14 protein-coding genes are annotated in these 14,371 nt (G+C 65.4%); 11 read left to right on the top strand and 3 right to left on the bottom strand.

What is annotated here, in order from left to right:
* Nucleotides 1-71: 71 nt before the first annotated feature.
* The 7 genes from DU478_RS02705 (at nucleotide 72) to DU478_RS02675 (ending at nucleotide 6,274) form a co-directional block, all read left to right on the top strand.
* The gene (locus DU478_RS02705) at nucleotides 72-1,229 is read left to right on the top strand and encodes a pyridoxal-phosphate-dependent aminotransferase family protein (RefSeq protein WP_114509397.1); all 1,158 of its coding nucleotides are present in this window, start codon (nucleotides 72-74) and stop codon (nucleotides 1,227-1,229) included.
* A gap of 60 nt (nucleotides 1,230-1,289) precedes the next feature.
* Nucleotides 1,290-2,270 (top strand): TRAP transporter substrate-binding protein, encoded by a 981-nt coding sequence (locus DU478_RS02700; RefSeq protein WP_114509396.1) that lies wholly within the window; start codon nucleotides 1,290-1,292, stop codon nucleotides 2,268-2,270.
* 121 nt (nucleotides 2,271-2,391) lie between these two features.
* Entirely contained in the window at nucleotides 2,392-2,958 is a 567-nt protein-coding gene (locus DU478_RS02695; RefSeq protein WP_114509395.1) for a TRAP transporter small permease, read from the top strand.
* A complete protein-coding gene (locus DU478_RS02690; RefSeq protein ID WP_114509394.1) occupies nucleotides 2,958-4,238 on the top strand; it encodes a TRAP transporter large permease in 1,281 nt (426 codons plus the stop codon). The genes DU478_RS02695 and DU478_RS02690 overlap by 1 nt, the downstream gene beginning before the upstream one ends.
* Nucleotides 4,235-5,020 carry an enoyl-CoA hydratase/isomerase family protein gene (locus DU478_RS02685; RefSeq protein ID WP_114509393.1) on the top strand — a complete coding sequence of 262 codons (786 nt, stop codon included), beginning with the start codon at nucleotides 4,235-4,237 and terminating at the stop codon, nucleotides 5,018-5,020. The genes DU478_RS02690 and DU478_RS02685 overlap by 4 nt, the downstream gene beginning before the upstream one ends.
* Before the next feature lie 37 nt (nucleotides 5,021-5,057).
* Nucleotides 5,058-5,483, top strand: a complete 426-nt coding sequence (locus DU478_RS02680; RefSeq protein WP_114509392.1) for a GlcG/HbpS family heme-binding protein — start codon at nucleotides 5,058-5,060, stop codon at nucleotides 5,481-5,483.
* A gap of 92 nt (nucleotides 5,484-5,575) precedes the next feature.
* On the top strand, nucleotides 5,576-6,274 hold the full coding sequence (locus tag DU478_RS02675; RefSeq protein WP_114509703.1) for a GntR family transcriptional regulator: 699 nt from the start codon (nucleotides 5,576-5,578) through the stop codon (nucleotides 6,272-6,274).
* A gap of 11 nt (nucleotides 6,275-6,285) precedes the next feature.
* Here the strand turns inward: DU478_RS02675 and DU478_RS02670 are convergent, their stop codons facing one another.
* Nucleotides 6,286-7,809 carry a malonate--CoA ligase gene (locus DU478_RS02670; RefSeq protein WP_114509391.1) on the bottom strand — a complete coding sequence of 508 codons (1,524 nt, stop codon included), beginning with the start codon at nucleotides 7,807-7,809 and terminating at the stop codon, nucleotides 6,286-6,288.
* 209 nt (nucleotides 7,810-8,018) lie between these two features.
* Here DU478_RS02670 and DU478_RS02665 point away from each other — a divergent pair, with 209 nt between their 5' ends.
* Genes DU478_RS02665 through DU478_RS02650 form a run of 4 tightly spaced genes read left to right on the top strand, consistent with a single transcriptional unit; the run spans nucleotide 8,019 to nucleotide 11,795 of the window.
* The gene (locus DU478_RS02665) at nucleotides 8,019-9,233 is read left to right on the top strand and encodes a CaiB/BaiF CoA transferase family protein (RefSeq protein WP_114509390.1); all 1,215 of its coding nucleotides are present in this window, start codon (nucleotides 8,019-8,021) and stop codon (nucleotides 9,231-9,233) included.
* Nucleotides 9,234-9,248: 15 nt separating this feature from the next.
* A complete protein-coding gene (locus DU478_RS02660) occupies nucleotides 9,249-10,034 on the top strand; it encodes an enoyl-CoA hydratase (protein WP_114509389.1) in 786 nt (261 codons plus the stop codon).
* Entirely contained in the window at nucleotides 10,034-10,501 is a 468-nt protein-coding gene (locus tag DU478_RS02655) for a PaaI family thioesterase (RefSeq protein WP_114509388.1), read from the top strand. Before DU478_RS02660 ends, DU478_RS02655 begins: the two co-directional genes overlap by 1 nt.
* Nucleotides 10,502-10,532: 31 nt before the next feature.
* Nucleotides 10,533-11,795: an aminotransferase class V-fold PLP-dependent enzyme gene (locus tag DU478_RS02650; protein ID WP_114509387.1), complete on the top strand. Its 1,263-nt coding sequence runs from the start codon at nucleotides 10,533-10,535 to the stop codon at nucleotides 11,793-11,795.
* Here the strand turns inward: DU478_RS02650 and DU478_RS02645 are convergent.
* Together DU478_RS02645 and DU478_RS02640 are read right to left on the bottom strand one after the other, a co-directional pair.
* Nucleotides 11,792-12,826 carry an Ldh family oxidoreductase gene (locus DU478_RS02645; protein WP_158545730.1) on the bottom strand — a complete coding sequence of 345 codons (1,035 nt, stop codon included), beginning with the start codon at nucleotides 12,824-12,826 and terminating at the stop codon, nucleotides 11,792-11,794. The genes DU478_RS02650 and DU478_RS02645 overlap by 4 nt on opposite strands.
* The gene (locus tag DU478_RS02640; protein ID WP_114509386.1) at nucleotides 12,823-14,349 is read right to left on the bottom strand and encodes a tripartite tricarboxylate transporter permease; all 1,527 of its coding nucleotides are present in this window, start codon (nucleotides 14,347-14,349) and stop codon (nucleotides 12,823-12,825) included. Before DU478_RS02640 ends, DU478_RS02645 begins: the two co-directional genes overlap by 4 nt.
* Nucleotides 14,350-14,371 lie beyond the last annotated feature (22 nt).

Genomic DNA, 14,371 nt, shown 5'->3' with positions numbered 1-14,371 from the left:
AAAATCGAAAGCAAGCGCTGTGCGGATCGTCGCGGCGGGAAAGATGGGGGAAGTATGCGGAGCTTGGTGTCATGAGAAAAGCGGGCCGTCATTTCCTGCAGATCCCGGGGCCGAGCGCCGTGCCGGACCGGATCCTGAGCGCGATTTCCCAGCAGACCATCGACCACCGCGGGCCGGATTTCGCCAAGGTCGGCCAAAAGGCGCTGAGCGGGCTCAAGACCATCTTCAACGCCGAAGAGCATGTCTTCATCTATCCCGCGTCCGGCACCGGTGCCTGGGAGGCGGCGCTGGTAAACACGCTGTCGCCCGGCGACAAGGTGCTGATGTTCGAGACCGGGCATTTCGCGACGCTCTGGAAGAAGCTGGCGGAAAAGCTGGGTCTTCAGGCCGAGTTCATCGAGGGCGACTGGCGCGGCGGTGCCGATCCCGAGCGGATCGAGGCGCGGCTGGCCGAGGACAAGGGCCACGAGATCAAGGCCGTCTGCGTTGTCCACAACGAAACCTCGACCGGGTCGGTGTCGCCCATCGCCGCCGTGCGCAAGGCTATCGACGCGGCGGGGCACCCGGCGCTCTTCATGGTCGACACGATCTCGGGTCTTGCGTCGCTGGAGTATCAGCACGATGCTTGGGGCGTGGACGTGACGGTGTCCGGCTCGCAGAAGGGTCTGATGCTGCCGCCGGGCCTGTCGTTCAACGCGGTAAGCGCCAAGGCACTCGCAGCAAACAAGACGGCGACCTTGCAACGGTCCTACTGGGACTGGGCCGAGATGCTGGGCCCCAACAAGACCGGATATTTCCCCTACACGCCCGCGACCAACCTGCTCTATGGTCTGAACGAGGCCATCGACATGCTGCACGAGGAGGGGTTGGAGAATGTCTTTGCGCGCCATGCCCGCCACGGCGCCGCGACTCGCGCGGCCGTGCGGCATTGGGGGCTCGAGGTGCTTTGCGCCACGCAGGGCCAGGAAAGCGGCGTGCTGACCGCGGTGAAGATGCCCGAAGGCCACAGCGCCGACGCCTTCCGGGCCACGACGCTGGAGCATTTCGACATCTCGCTGGGCAATGGCCTCTCCAAGGTCGCCGACAGGGTGTTCCGAATCGGACACCTGGGCGATTTCAACGACCTGATGCTGGTTGCGACTTTGGCCGGTGTCGAAATGGGACTGAAAAAAGCGGATGTGCCCCACGAAAGCGGTGGGGTGCAAGCCGCGATGCGGATGCTCGCCTGACCGGCGGGCCTTCGCGGGGCGACGGCCCGAAAGACACGTAAAACTCTGGGAGGAGACATCATGAAGACCATCAAGACACTTCTGGCGGCCACCGCGCTTGCCGGCGTTGCCGGCGCCGCATCGGCGCAGGAAATGACCATGAAGTTCGGCCATGTCGGCGCGCCCGGCTCGCTGTTCGAGGCTTCGGTCAACCACTTTGCCGAATGCGTGAACGGCGCCATGCCCGACAAGGTCCAGGTGCAGACCTTCGGGTCGTCGCAGCTGGGCAACGACAAGGAAATGCTGCAGAAACTCAAGCTGGGGCAGATGGACTTCTCGCTGCCGTCCTCGATCATGTCCTCGGTCGATGACAGCTTCGGTATCTTCGAGATGCCCTACATCATCACCAGCCGCGACCACATGCGCCGTGTCCAGGACGAGATGATGGATACGTTCCAGCAGGCCGCGAACGACAACGGCTACCACATCGTCGGCCTGGCCGAGAACGGCTTCCGCCACATCACCAACAACGTGCGCCCGATCAACGTGCCGTCGGACCTCGAAGGCGTCAAGCTGCGCACGCCGAACGGCGTCTGGCGTCTGCGGATGTTCCAGGAATACGGCGCCAACCCGACGCCGATGGCGTTCTCCGACGTGTTCACCGCGCTGCAGACCGGCGTGATCGACGGCCAGGAAAACCCCTATGCACAGATCGCCTCGGCCAAGTTCCAGGAAGTGCAGGAATACCTTTCGATCACCGGCCACGTCTACACGCCGGCCTATATCCTCGCTTCCAAGAGCAAGTTCGACGGCCTGCCCGATGACGTGAAGGCCGGGCTGACCGACTGCGCCAACCAGACACAGGACTTCACCTACGAGAAGGCCGCTGAACTGGAAACAGAGCTGCTCAAGGAGATCGAGGATGCCGGCGTCGAGGTGAACACCGCCGACAAGGCCGCCTTTATCGAAGCGTCCAAGCCGGTCTACGACGCCTTCGCCGCCGAGGTCGACGGCGCGCAAGAGATGATCGACACGGTTCTGGGTCTTGGCGACTCGGGCTGAACAGCTTTCGGGCGGCGGGTGATCCCGCCGCCCGCTTTCGTTTTCCGTCCCCTTTCAATTGCCACGGCCTGCGCCTTTCGAGGGTGCCGGGCCGTCGTGATGCCCAACATGTCAGGCCGCCATGGAACATGACTCCTACCCCGTGCTGTCGCGCATAAATCGCCTGATCAGCCGCATACTCGAATGGATCACGGTGGGTCTGATGATCCTCCTGACGGCGATCGTCAGCTTCGCGGTGATCGCGCGCCTGACCGGCAACAGCTTTTCCTGGTACGACGAGGTGGCGGCGATCATCCTGGCCTGGATCACCTATTACGGAAGCGCGCTGGCCGCCCTGCACCGGCGGCATATCGGGTTCGACACGGTGCTTCTGGCGATGCCCAAAAACCTGCGGATCGCGGCGCTGCTGGTGGGCGAGGTGATCGTGCTGACCTTCTTCTTCCTGATGGCGCGCGCCGGGCTGCAGGTGCTGGACGTGCTGGCCGGGGACACGCTGGTGTCGTTGCGTTGGGTGCCGGTGCAGTTCACCCAGTCGGTCATCCCGATCGGCGCGATCCTGTTCATGCTCGGCCAGATCCTGAGCCTGCCCGCCTTCCTTAAGCTCACCGCAGCCGGCATTTCGCTGGAACATGCGGAGATCGAGGAAGAAGTCGAAACCGAACTCGAAAAAAACAAGGATCGTGTCTGATGCTGATCGGAGCCATTTTCATCGCGATGCTGATGATGATCTGCATCAACATTCCCATCGCCGTGGCGCTGGCCATGTGCGGCGTGCTGGGCCTGCTGGCGACCGAGGGGGCATCCAGCCTCGTGACCATCGCGCTCGACATGTACGACGGGTCGACCAAGTTCTCGCTGATCGCCATTCCGATGTTCGTGCTGGCCGGGGCGATCATGAACGCGGGCGGCATCACCGACCGGCTGATCAACTTCGTCTCGGCGATCATCGGTTTCATCCGCGGCGGGCTGGCGATGGTCAATATCGGCGTGTCGCTGTTCTTCGCGGAAATCTCCGGCTCTGCCGTGGCGGACGTCGCGGCGATGGGGTCGATCCTCATTCCGCAGATGAAGAAGCGCGGCTATTCCAAGGAGTTCTCGGCCGCCGTGACCTCGTCCTCGGCATCGCTGGCGATCATCATTCCGCCGTCGATCCCGATGATCCTCTACGCGGCGTCGGCCAACACCTCGGTCGAGCAGCTGTTCGTCGCGGGTCTGGTGCCCGGTCTCATCGGCGCGGGCGGGCTGATGTTCGTGGCCTACGCCTTTGCCAAGCGCTACAACTTCCCGACCGAGGCGGCGTTCAACCTGCCGCGCCTGCGCGAAACCTTCATGGACGCGCTGCCCGCCTTCACCCTGCCGGTGATCATCCTTGGCGGCATCTTCGGCGGCTTCGTGACCGCGACCGAAGCGGCGGGCCTCGCGGTTCTGGCGGCACTGGCGGTGTCGGCCTGGTACGGCAACCTCAACCTGTCGCACCTGCGCCGCGCCATGCTGGACGGCGGCATCCAGACCGCCGTGGTGATGCTGCTGGTCGCCGCGTCGGTGCTGATGGGCGGGTTCCTGACCCGCGCGCAGATCCCGCAGCAGCTCGCGGAAAGCATCCTGTCGATCACCACGCAGCAATGGGCGATCCTGCTGATCCTCAACTTCTTCTTCCTGGTGGTCGGGTTCTTCCTGCACTCCGCGGCGGCGATCATCCTGGTGATCCCGATCGTGATCCCGCTGATCAACTCCGCGGGCATCGACCCGGTGCATTTCGGCCTCGTGGTGACGCTGAACCTCGCCATCGGTCAGCAGACGCCGCCGGTGGCCTCGGTGCTGATCACCGCCTGTTCGGTGGCGCGCGCCAATATTTGGGAAGTGTCCAAGGTCAACATCTGGTTCGTCGGCGTGCTGCTGGCGGTGCTGATGATCTGCACCTACGTGCCCGCCGTCCCGATGTTCCTGGTGGAGTATTTCTACAGATGACCGACCAAACACCCGAGATCACCGACGAGCTGCGCGACGGCATCCTCTGGATCACCTTCAACCGGCCGCAGGCACGCAACGCCATGACCTTCGGCATGTACGACCGCCTGGCAACGCTCTGCCGCGAGATGCCGACCGACGGGTCGGTGCGGACGGCGGTGATCGCAGGCGCGGGCGGCAAGGCTTTTGCCGCCGGTACCGACATGACCCAGTTCCGCGCCTTCGAGACGGCGCAGGACGCGCTGGACTACGAGGCGCGGATCGACGCGGTGCTGGAAACCATCGAGAAGTGCCCGGTGCCGACCATCGCGGCGATACACGGCGCCTGCACCGGCGGCGGCGGGTCCATCGCGGCGGCCTGCGACATCCGCATCTGTTCGGCCAGCCTCAAGTACGGCTTTCCCATCGCGCGGACGCTGGGCAACTGCCTGGCCGCCGGCAACCTCGCGCGGCTGTCGGAGTTGATCGGCGCGGGGCGGGTGCGCGAGCTGATCTTCACGGCGCGGCTGATCGAGGCCGACGAGGCGCAGGCCATCGGGCTGGTGAGCGAAGTCCTGGCCGACGAAGAGGCGCTGCTGGCGCGCGCCGCAGACCTGGCTGATCACGTCGGCTCCATGGCGCCGCTGACCCTGCGCGCCACCAAGGAGGCGATGCGCCGCACGCGCGCGGCCACCAAGGTGGACGATTCCGACCTCATCGCCATGTGCTACATGAGCGAGGATTTCCGCACCGGGATGGAAGCGTTTCTGTCCAAGGGCAAACCCACGTGGTCCGGCAAGTGACACGATCCACCCGGACCTCAACACCAAGGAAGACCCGATGACCCTCACCCTGACCGAAGCCCAATCCATCATCCGCGACAGCCTTGCCTGGCGGGCCGAGAACGGTCTGAAGCCTCTGACGGTTGCCGTGCTGGACAGCGGCGGGCATTTGGTGGCGCTCGCACGCGAGGACGGCACCAGCACGCTGCGGCCCGAGATCGCGCAGGGCAAGGCGCGGGGGGCCGTGGCGATGGGGCTTGGGTCTCGCGCACTCTTCAAGCGGGCGCAGGCCGAGCCGTTCTTCATCCAGGCCATGAACGGGCTGGCCAACGGATCGCTTGTGCCGGTGGCGGGCGGCGTGCTGGTCAAGAAGGACGGTGCGATCCTTGGCGCGGTCGGGATTACCGGCGACAGTTCGGACAACGACGAAGCCTGCGCCATTGCGGCCATCGAAAAGGCCGGGTACGAGGCCGACGGCGGCTGATCCTCCCGCAAGGGCCTTGGCTGACGCTATGTAGCGCCGCGGCGAGAGTGTTGATTATTGACAATCCGCCCCGCGCGCAAAATTATGTCGCCATGAAAATGAATGCGAAAACGATCGGGGCGGGGCGCGCCACGCTGGCGGGTGAGGTGCGGTCCGAGATCGAACGCATGATCGTCGATGGCGACCTGCTGAGTGGTGAAAAACTCAACGAACTGGCGCTGTCGAATGCCATGGGTGTCAGCCGCGGCACCGTGCGCGAAGCAATCCGGTCGCTGGCAGATTCAGGGCTGATCGACCTCATCGCCAACCGCGGCGCCTTTGTGCATCAGACGACCCTGACCGAGGTGCGCAACCTCTACGACCTGCGCCGCGCGATCTTTGCCATGGCCTGCGGCACCGCCGCGCTGCGCGCCGCCGACGGATCCGAACAGGGGCTGGTCGCTGCGCTGAAGGACAACCTCGAACACATGCGGGGGGCCCATGCCCAGCGGGACATGAAGAGCTATTACGCGCTCAACATCGAATTCCACGACATGCTGATCGACGCGGCGAACAACGCCAAGGCCAAAAGCGTCTATACCAACCTGGTGAAGGAAATGCACCTCTTCCGCCGCCGGGGCCTGTCCATCGCCACGAATATCGCCCGGTCCATTGAAGAACACGAGACAATCGTCGCCGCGGTCGCGGCGGGCGACGAGGCGGCCGCGACCCGCGCCGCCAACGAACACATCAAGTCGGGCTTCGCGCGGTACATGAACATCCTCGAAAACGAGGCCGAAGGCACCGCCTGAGGCCGCCGCGCTCAGGCTTTCGCAGGCTGGAACGCGTCGGCGTAGGTTTCGCGCAGCTGAGCCTTTTGAACCTTGCCCATGGTGTTGCGCGGCAAAGCATCGACGATCTCGACCCGGCGCGGGCGCTTGAACCCGGCCATGTCGCGCGACACGGCCTCGAGCACCGCATCTGCGTCGAGCGTCGCCCCCGCCTCCGGCACCAGAACCGCCACGACGCTTTCGCCGAAATCCGGGTGCGGTGCACCGATCACCGCGGATTCGAGCACGCCGGGCAGATCGTCGAGGAACAGCTCGATTTCCTTCGGGTAGATGTTGTAACCGCCGGAAATGATCAGGTCCTTGCCGCGTCCGACGATATGGATATAGCCGCGGTCGTCGATCAGCCCGAGGTCGCCGGTGATGAAGAACCCGTCCTCGCGCAGCTCTTCGGCGGTCTTTTCCGGCATCTGCCAGTAGCCCTTGAAGACGTTGGGCCCGCGCACCCAGAGCACGCCGATCTCGCTCGCGGGCATCGGGTTGCCGGTGTCCGGGTCGCGCACCTCGATCTCGACCCCGTCAAGCGGAAAGCCCACGGTCCCCGCGCGGCGTTCGCCGTCATAGGGGTTCGAGGTGTTCATGCTGGTTTCCGTCATCCCGTAGCGTTCGAGGATGCGATGCCCGGTGCGTTTCTCGAAGCGTTCATGGGTTTCCGCGAGCAGTGGCGCGGAGCCGGAGATGAAAAGCCGCATGTGCGACACGAGATCCTTGTCGAAGCGCGGATCGTCCAGCAGCCGTGTGTAGAAGGTCGGAACACCCATCATCGACGTGGCGCGGGGCAGGGCCTCCAGCACCGCCTCGAGGTCGAACTTCGGCAGGAAGATCATTGCGGCGCCAGACAGCAGCGACACGTTGGTCGCCACGAACAGCCCGTGGCTGTGAAAGATCGGCAGGGCGTGCAGCAGAACGTCCGTGTCGGAGAACCGCCAAGTGTCCACCAGCGTTTCGGCATTCGACAACAGGTTGCGCTGCGTCAGCATCGCGCCTTTGGACCGTCCTGTGGTGCCGGAGGTATAGAGCAGCGCCGCAAGATCGTCTTCGTCGCGCGGCACGGTGTCGAAGGCCGCATCCTGCTGTGCGGCAAGATCGGTCAGCGTGCCGACGCCGTCGGCGCCCATCGTTTGCAGCAGGCATCCCGCCCGTTCCGCCACAGGCGCGAGGGCCCCGTATTCTTCGGTGTCGCAGACAAATAGCTTCGCGCCGCTGTCGCCGACGAAATAATCGAGCTCTGACGGCGTGTAGGCGGTGTTGAGCGGCAGAAACACCGCACCCGCCTTCACGCAAGCGGCATAAAGCGTCAGCGCGGCGGGGGATTTGTGCACATGCACCGCGACCCGGTCGCCGGGCGTGACGCCGAGCGCGCCAAGCGCATTCGCCATGCGGCCGACGCCTTCCAGAAAGGCACCATGGCTGAGCGTATCCCCGCCGGGCAGGTGCAGGAACGGTGTCTCCTGTCCTTCGTGGCGGGCGAAAAGAGCGTCGTAAAGCGGGTTTGTCATGGCGGATCGTCTTTCTACTGTCGCAAAACGGTCGGTCTGAATCATGTCATGTACAGGCATTCCGAACGTCGGAACGCCTGCGAAGGCGGCCTGACGGTGCTTTGGCTGTGTCGCGCACCGACGGTATATTGTCAACAATCAACATATATATTGCACCCTCGCCGAGGCTCGCGTAAATGTTCGATAACAGACGCCAAGGGAGATTCACGATGACCGGACAAAGAGCGCAAGAGGTCCCGGCCAGTGCGGCACCTGCGAGCGATGCGCTTCGGGGGCTGCGTGTTCTGGACCTGACCCGCGTGCGATCCGGCCCGACCTGTGTGCGACAGTTCGCCGATTGGGGCGCCGACGTCATCAAGGTCGAGGCGCCGGTGGATACCGCGCAGTTCGGCGGTCCGCGCTCGGGTCCGGATTTCCAGAACCTGCACCGCAACAAGCGCAGCCTGACGCTGAATCTCAAGTCCGAGGCGGGGATGGCGGCCTTCCGCAAGCTCGCGGACACAGCCGACATCATCGTGGAGAACTTCCGACCCGGGGTGAAGAATCGGCTGGGCATCGACTACGACACCCTGTCCAAGACCAACCCGGGGCTTATCTACGCCTCGATCTCGGGCTTCGGGCAGGACGGACCGCTGGCCGATCGCCCGGGCTTCGACCAGATCGCGCAAGGCATGGGCGGTCTCATGTCGATCACCGGCCAGCCCGGACAGGGGCCGATGCGCGTCGGTATCCCCATCGCCGACCTCTGCGCCGGGCTCTTTGCCGCGCAGGGAATCCTGATCGCGCTGTTCGAGCGGCAAAGCTCGGGCAAGGGTCAGTGGATCCAGACTTCGCTCTTGCAGGCGCAGGTCTTCATGCTGGATTTCCAGGCAGCGCGCTACCTGATGAACGGCGAGGTGCCGGGGCAGGCGGGCAACAACCACCCGACCTCGATCCCCACGGGCGTCTTCAGGACCGTGGACGGGCACATGAACATCGCCGTCACCGGCAACGTGATCTGGTCCAAGTTCGCCGCCGCCATGGGCCGCGAGGACTGGCTCGAGGACGACCGCTTTGCCACCGCCGAGGCGCGGTCGGAGCATCGTGACGCCCTGGGCGAAGAGATCGAGGCGATCACCTTGACCAAGCCTACCGATGACTGGATCGAGATCTTCAACGACGCGGGTGTGCCGGCCGGAGAGATCAACGACATCGGCCAGGTCTTCGCCAATCCGCAGGTGCAGCACCTGGGCCTTGCCCAGCCCGTGACCAGCCAGGAACGCGGCGACACGCATCTTGTGGGCCAGCCCATCCAGATGAGCCGCACCCCCAGCCACATCGCAGCCCCGCCGCCGACAGCGGGGCAGCATTCGGCTGAAATCCTTGCCGAGATCGGGCTTTCCGATCAAGAGATTGCCGATATGAAGGCATCCGGCGCAACCTGACCAAGAGGCCATTCCATGACCGACAAGATCATCACCGAGCAGACGGGCGACATCGCGCGCATCATCTTCAACCAGCCGGAAAAGCGCAACGCCGTGTCGCTCGAGATGTGGGAGGCGGTCGAGGCCGCGATGACCAAATTCGCCGCCGACGACAGTGTGCGCATCCTGATCCTGTCCGGCGCGGGCGGCAAGGCCTTCGTGTCGGGCGCCGACATCTCCAAGTTCGAGACCGAGCGCGCCAGCAAGGAAGCGGTGGCGCATTACAACGCCACGACCAAGCGCGTCTACGACATGGTCGAAGCCTTCCCCAAGCCCACCATCGCGCAGATCGACGGCTTCTGCGTCGGGGGCGGCGTGGCGCTGTCGCTGTGTTGCGACCTGCGCATCTGCGGCGAGAATTCCGCCTTCGCCATCCCGGCGGCCAAGCTGGGGCTGGGCTACGGCTTCCCGGGGATCAACCGGCTGGTGGCGGTCGTGGGACCGTCCTTTGCCAAGGAGATCTTCTTTACCGCCCGCCGCTTCGACGCCGAAGAGGCCCGGATCATGGGTCTGGTGAACCGTGTGGTGCCCGCCGACAAGGTGGCCGAGACCGCCGACGAGACAGCCAAGATGATCGCCGCCAACGCGCCGATGACCGTCAACTCGGTCAAGTTCATCGTTGGCCAGACGGTTCTGCCGGAAAGCGAGCGTGACCTTGCCGCCTGTGACGCGAAGGTCAAGGAATGCTTCGACAGCCAGGATTACATCGAGGGCCGCAAGGCGTTCATGGAAAAGCGCAAACCCAACTTCGTGGGGGCGTGATGGCCGAGGCGTCCCCCCGCCGCGTCGACCCCGACGCTGCCCGTGCGCACCTCGACCGGGCGCTCGACGATCACGAACAGGCGTTCGAACGGTTTTTCCTCGCGCGGTTCCTCGACCTGTCGTTCGAGTACCTGCCCGAAGCTGCGGCGGATGCCGAAAAGGATTGCTGCCGCCTCACCTTTCCGGTGACCGAGATGGTCAAGAACCCGCAAGGGTCGCTGCATGGCGGTGTCATGGCCTCGGCCATGGACATTTCCATGGGGCACCTGATTGCCAAGGTGGCCGGACCCGGTGCGACCATCGAGATGAAGATCCAGTTCATGCGGCCGGTGATGGTGGGCCCCGTGACCTGCGAAGGCCGGTTCACCAAACGCGGGCGGTCGATGTCCTTCATGGAAAGCCGGGTGACCGGACCGGACGGGAAACTGGCCGCGCTGGCGACCGCCACATGGAAAATGCCCGGGTGAAGACCCGATATAAGACAACAGGAATGACGATATGCTGACCTCGAAACCCGGTCTCATGGATGACGTGCGCGCGCGGTTTGCGCATGTGGACACCTGCCCCTTCGACGGGCCGCGGGTGTTCTTCGAAAACGCCGGCGGCGCGCTGACGCTGAACTCGGTGGTGGAGACCTCGGCCAAGATGGCCGCGATCCCCGACAACCAGGGCCGCGACAACCCCGCAGCCCATGCGCTGGTGGCGATGATCGACAAGGCAAAGGCGGACATGCGCCTGCTCTTCAACGCGCCCGAGGGCCAGTTCTTCGTCGGCGAGAGCGGGACGGAGCTGATCTTTCGCCTGATCCGCACCGCCATCGTCGGCACGCCCGAGGGCCGCGTCCTGGGCAGCACGCTTGAACATCCCGCGACCCGCAGCGCCGCGGCGAAATGGTCCGAGGTGATGGGCAAGCCGCATGTGCTGGTTGCCCATGACGACGCCACCGGGTCGGTCGATGCGGCGCATTACCAGCCCGAAATCACGCCCGACACGCGCGTGGCGACGATCCTGCACACCTCTCCGGTGACGGGCATGGCGGTGGACGTGGCCAGCGTGGCGAAAGAGATCCGCGCAGTGGCGCCCGAGTGTTACATCATCGTGGACGGCATCCAGCACGCGGCGCACGGGCGGCTCGACATCGCCAGCTACGGCGTCGACGGCTACGTGATCTCGCCCTACAAGGCGTTCTCGCGCCACGGCTACGGCATCGCCTGGGTGTCGGACCGGCTGTCGGCGCTGCCGCATGAACACCTGCTCGATGCGCCCGGCGAGCCGTGGGAGCTGGGCACGCGTGACACCGGCGCCTATGCGACCTTCTCGGATGTGGTGGACTACTTCACCTGGCTGGGCGCGCAGTTCACCGATGAAACCGACCGCCGCGCGCAGATTGTCGCCGCGGGCGAGGCGATCCATGCGCATGAAAAGACGCTCACCGACGCGATGCTGCACGGCACCGGCAATCAGAAGGGCCTGGTCGAGATGCCATCCGTCCGCATTGTCGGCGGCGTCGACAACCCGCGCCGCGAGGGGCTGGTGTCGCTCTGGGTCGAGGGGATGGATTCGCCCGATGTGGTGACCAAGCTGCGCGAACGCGGCGTCCGCACCCATACGCGCAAGGCGGATCATTACTCGGGCAACATCCTGAACCCGCTGGGGCAGGCCAACTGCATCCGCGTGTCGATGTGTCACTACAACACCGAGGCCGAGGTCGCGCAGTTCCTGCAGGCCATGCGCGAGATCACCGAAGAGGCCGCGGCCTAAACGCCGGACCGCGCCTTCAGTTCGGCCAACAGGGGGGCGGGCAGGTCCAGCCCCCTTTTTCGCGTCCGGCGCAGCGCAGCGATGGCCCGAGCGCCGGGGAGGCGCGGGGGATGCGCCGGGTCGACAGCGGCAGAGCCGCCGACCATCCGCGCCGCGTCCTTCAGGCGCGCGAACGGCTCGTCGCTGGGCAGCAGTTTTCCCGCGTCTATGAGCAGGAACATCTGGCCCAGCCCTTGCGGCTGATCCGGCGCCTTGGCGGCGTTGGGAATCTCGGACAGCATCGCAGCACCCGAAAGCGTCGCGACCATGAGATCGAGGCAGAGCGCCAGCTGCGCGCCCTTGGCCCCGCCGATGGCCTGCATCAGCCCGTCCATCGCCGCCCGTGCATCCGTGGTCGGGCGGCCCGTGGCATCGGTGGCCCAGCTGTCGGGAATCTCCGCCCCCATCTCGGCGGCGGCGCGCACCCTCGAGCGCGCCGCGACCGACAACGCCATGTCGAGCATCACATGCGCGCCTTTCGGTCCCGGCAGGCCCAGCCCCACCGGGTTGTTGCCGATCAGCGCCTCGCGCCCGCCGGCCGAAGCCAGCATCGGCGCGGTGTTGGTGGTGACGATGGCGGCCATGCCTGCCTCTGCCGCGATCCAGAGGTAAGGCGCCAGCGCGCCAAGGTGCGCCCCGCGCCGCAGGAAGACCGCGCCGACGCCGCAGTCCCGCGCCGCGGCAATGCCTTTGCGCAGCGCCAGCCGTGCCGTAGCGGGGCCAAGACCGTCGTCGCCGTCCACCTGCCGCAGGGCCGGCGCGGGCGCGGTGACGCGCGGCGTCGCACCCGCCCTGATCCCGCCTGCCTCGATCCGCGCGGTGTAGGTCGCGACCCGTTTCAGGCCGTGCGTCGCGATGCCCATCATCTCGGCGAGGGTGAGGATTTCGGCGGCATCGCGGGCCGCCTCAAATGACACACCCGCGCGTTGAAACGCGCGGGTGGCAAGCTCTTCGGCCTCAGCGACAGGGAGCCGCTGCGACGACGATGTCACTGGCCGGCCTTTTCCGCCTTGCCGCTGCTGCTGTTTCCGAACCGGTTCAGCAGCGGCAGCAGGACGACCAGCGCGATGGTGATGGCGATAATCCAGAGCGACGGCGGCCTTTCCACGAAGATCGCGAAGGACCCGCGCGAGATCGTCATCGTCTGTCGCAACGCCTCTTCGGCCAGCGGCCCCAGCACGAGGGCCAGCACCAGCGCGGCGGCGGAAAAGCCGTAGAGCCGCATGAAGAACCCGACGATGCCCGCGCCGAACATCAGGAAGGTCTCGACAAAGCTGGCGTGAACGCTGAACGTCCCCAGCGCGCAGACCACGACGACGCAGGGGCCCAGCACCCGGTAGGGCACCTTGATGATCTGCACGAAGAGCGGGATCGCGAAGATCGAAATCGCCAGAAGCGCCATGTTGCCGAGGTACATCGAGGCGATAAGGCCCCAGGCGAATTCCGGGTTCTGTTCCATGAAGAGCGGCCCGGGGCGCAGCCCCCAGAGCAGGAAGGCCGCCAGCAGCACCGCGGTCGAGGCGGAGCCGGGGATGCCCAGCGTCAGGAGCGGGATCATCGCGCCGGAGGACGCGGCATTGTTCGCCGTCTCGGGTGCCACGAGGCCCGCCATCTCGCCCTTGCCGAAGTTGTCGCCGTTCTTCGACAGCGACCGTTCGGTCGAATAGGCCATGAGCGACGCGATGGTGGCGCCGGCGCCTGGGATGACGCCCACGACGAAGCCCAGCACCGAACAGCGCAACATGGTGATGCGGGTCGACAGCCAGTCCTGCGCGGTGGGCCAGAACCGCTCTTCCTTGTCGTATTCGACGATGCCGCCGCTGCCGGTCTTGTGCAGCCCGCTGTAGAAGGCATAGAACAGCTCGCCCAGGCCGAAGAGACCGATGGCGATGGGAATGAAGTAGATGCCACCGATCAGCTCGGCCGAGCCGAAGGTGTAGCGGCTCTGTCCGGTTTCGAGGTCGACACCGACGGTGCCGAGGGCAAAGCCGATCAGCGCCGAGATGACGCCAAGTTTCCACTGCGCGCCGATCATCACGATCAGCGTCAGCATCCCCATCAATGCCAGCAGGAAATACTCCGGTGGTCCGAAACTGCGCGACACCTGCGCGAACATCGGCGCGAGGATGGTGATCAGGATGACACCCACCGTGCCGCCGACAAAGGACGCCACCGCCTGCATGACCAGCGCCGGGCCCGCACGACCCTGCTTGGCCAGCGGAAAGCCGTCGAAGGTCGAGGCGACGGTGGCGCTTTCGCCGGGCGTGTTGAGCAGGATCGAGGTGATCGTGCCGCCGTACATCGCGCCATAATAGATCGCCGCCAGCATCATGATCGCGCCGATCGGATCCATGCCGAAGGTCACAGGCAGCAGGATCGCCAGGCCCGCCGAAGGGCCGAAGCCGGGGATCACGCCGACGATCATCCCGACCACGGCGCCGATCAGAAGGTAGAGGATGTTGATGGGAGAGATCGCGATGGTCAGACCCATCACCAGATCGGAGAAGATATCCATCGAGGACTCCTTGGGGCAGCGG

The organism is Thalassococcus profundi, from assembly GCF_003344785.1.
Classification (GTDB): domain Bacteria; phylum Pseudomonadota; class Alphaproteobacteria; order Rhodobacterales; family Rhodobacteraceae; genus Puniceibacterium; species Puniceibacterium profundi.
Note: the sequence above shows the minus strand (reverse complement) of the source record. Positions and strands in the feature narration are given on the sequence as shown.

Excerpts from the sequence above, each read along its gene's own strand:
- DU478_RS02705 (WP_114509397.1), top strand. The coding sequence starts at position 72 with ATGAGAAAAGCGGGCCGTCATTTCCTGCAGATCCCGGGGCCGAGCGCC.
- DU478_RS02650 (WP_114509387.1), top strand. The coding sequence starts at position 10,533 with ATGCTGACCTCGAAACCCGGTCTCATGGATGACGTGCGCGCGCGGTTT.
- DU478_RS02675 (WP_114509703.1), top strand. The coding sequence starts at position 5,576 with ATGAAAATGAATGCGAAAACGATCGGGGCGGGGCGCGCCACGCTGGCG.
- DU478_RS02640 (WP_114509386.1), bottom strand. The coding sequence starts at position 14,349 with ATGGATATCTTCTCCGATCTGGTGATGGGTCTGACCATCGCGATCTCT.
- DU478_RS02700 (WP_114509396.1), top strand. The coding sequence starts at position 1,290 with ATGAAGACCATCAAGACACTTCTGGCGGCCACCGCGCTTGCCGGCGTT.
- DU478_RS02685 (WP_114509393.1), top strand. The coding sequence starts at position 4,235 with ATGACCGACCAAACACCCGAGATCACCGACGAGCTGCGCGACGGCATC.
- DU478_RS02655 (WP_114509388.1), top strand. The coding sequence starts at position 10,034 with ATGGCCGAGGCGTCCCCCCGCCGCGTCGACCCCGACGCTGCCCGTGCG.
- DU478_RS02665 (WP_114509390.1), top strand. The coding sequence starts at position 8,019 with ATGACCGGACAAAGAGCGCAAGAGGTCCCGGCCAGTGCGGCACCTGCG.
- DU478_RS02680 (WP_114509392.1), top strand. The coding sequence starts at position 5,058 with ATGACCCTCACCCTGACCGAAGCCCAATCCATCATCCGCGACAGCCTT.
- DU478_RS02660 (WP_114509389.1), top strand. The coding sequence starts at position 9,249 with ATGACCGACAAGATCATCACCGAGCAGACGGGCGACATCGCGCGCATC.
- DU478_RS02690 (WP_114509394.1), top strand. The coding sequence starts at position 2,958 with ATGCTGATCGGAGCCATTTTCATCGCGATGCTGATGATGATCTGCATC.
- DU478_RS02695 (WP_114509395.1), top strand. The coding sequence starts at position 2,392 with ATGGAACATGACTCCTACCCCGTGCTGTCGCGCATAAATCGCCTGATC.
- DU478_RS02670 (WP_114509391.1), bottom strand. The coding sequence starts at position 7,809 with ATGACAAACCCGCTTTACGACGCTCTTTTCGCCCGCCACGAAGGACAG.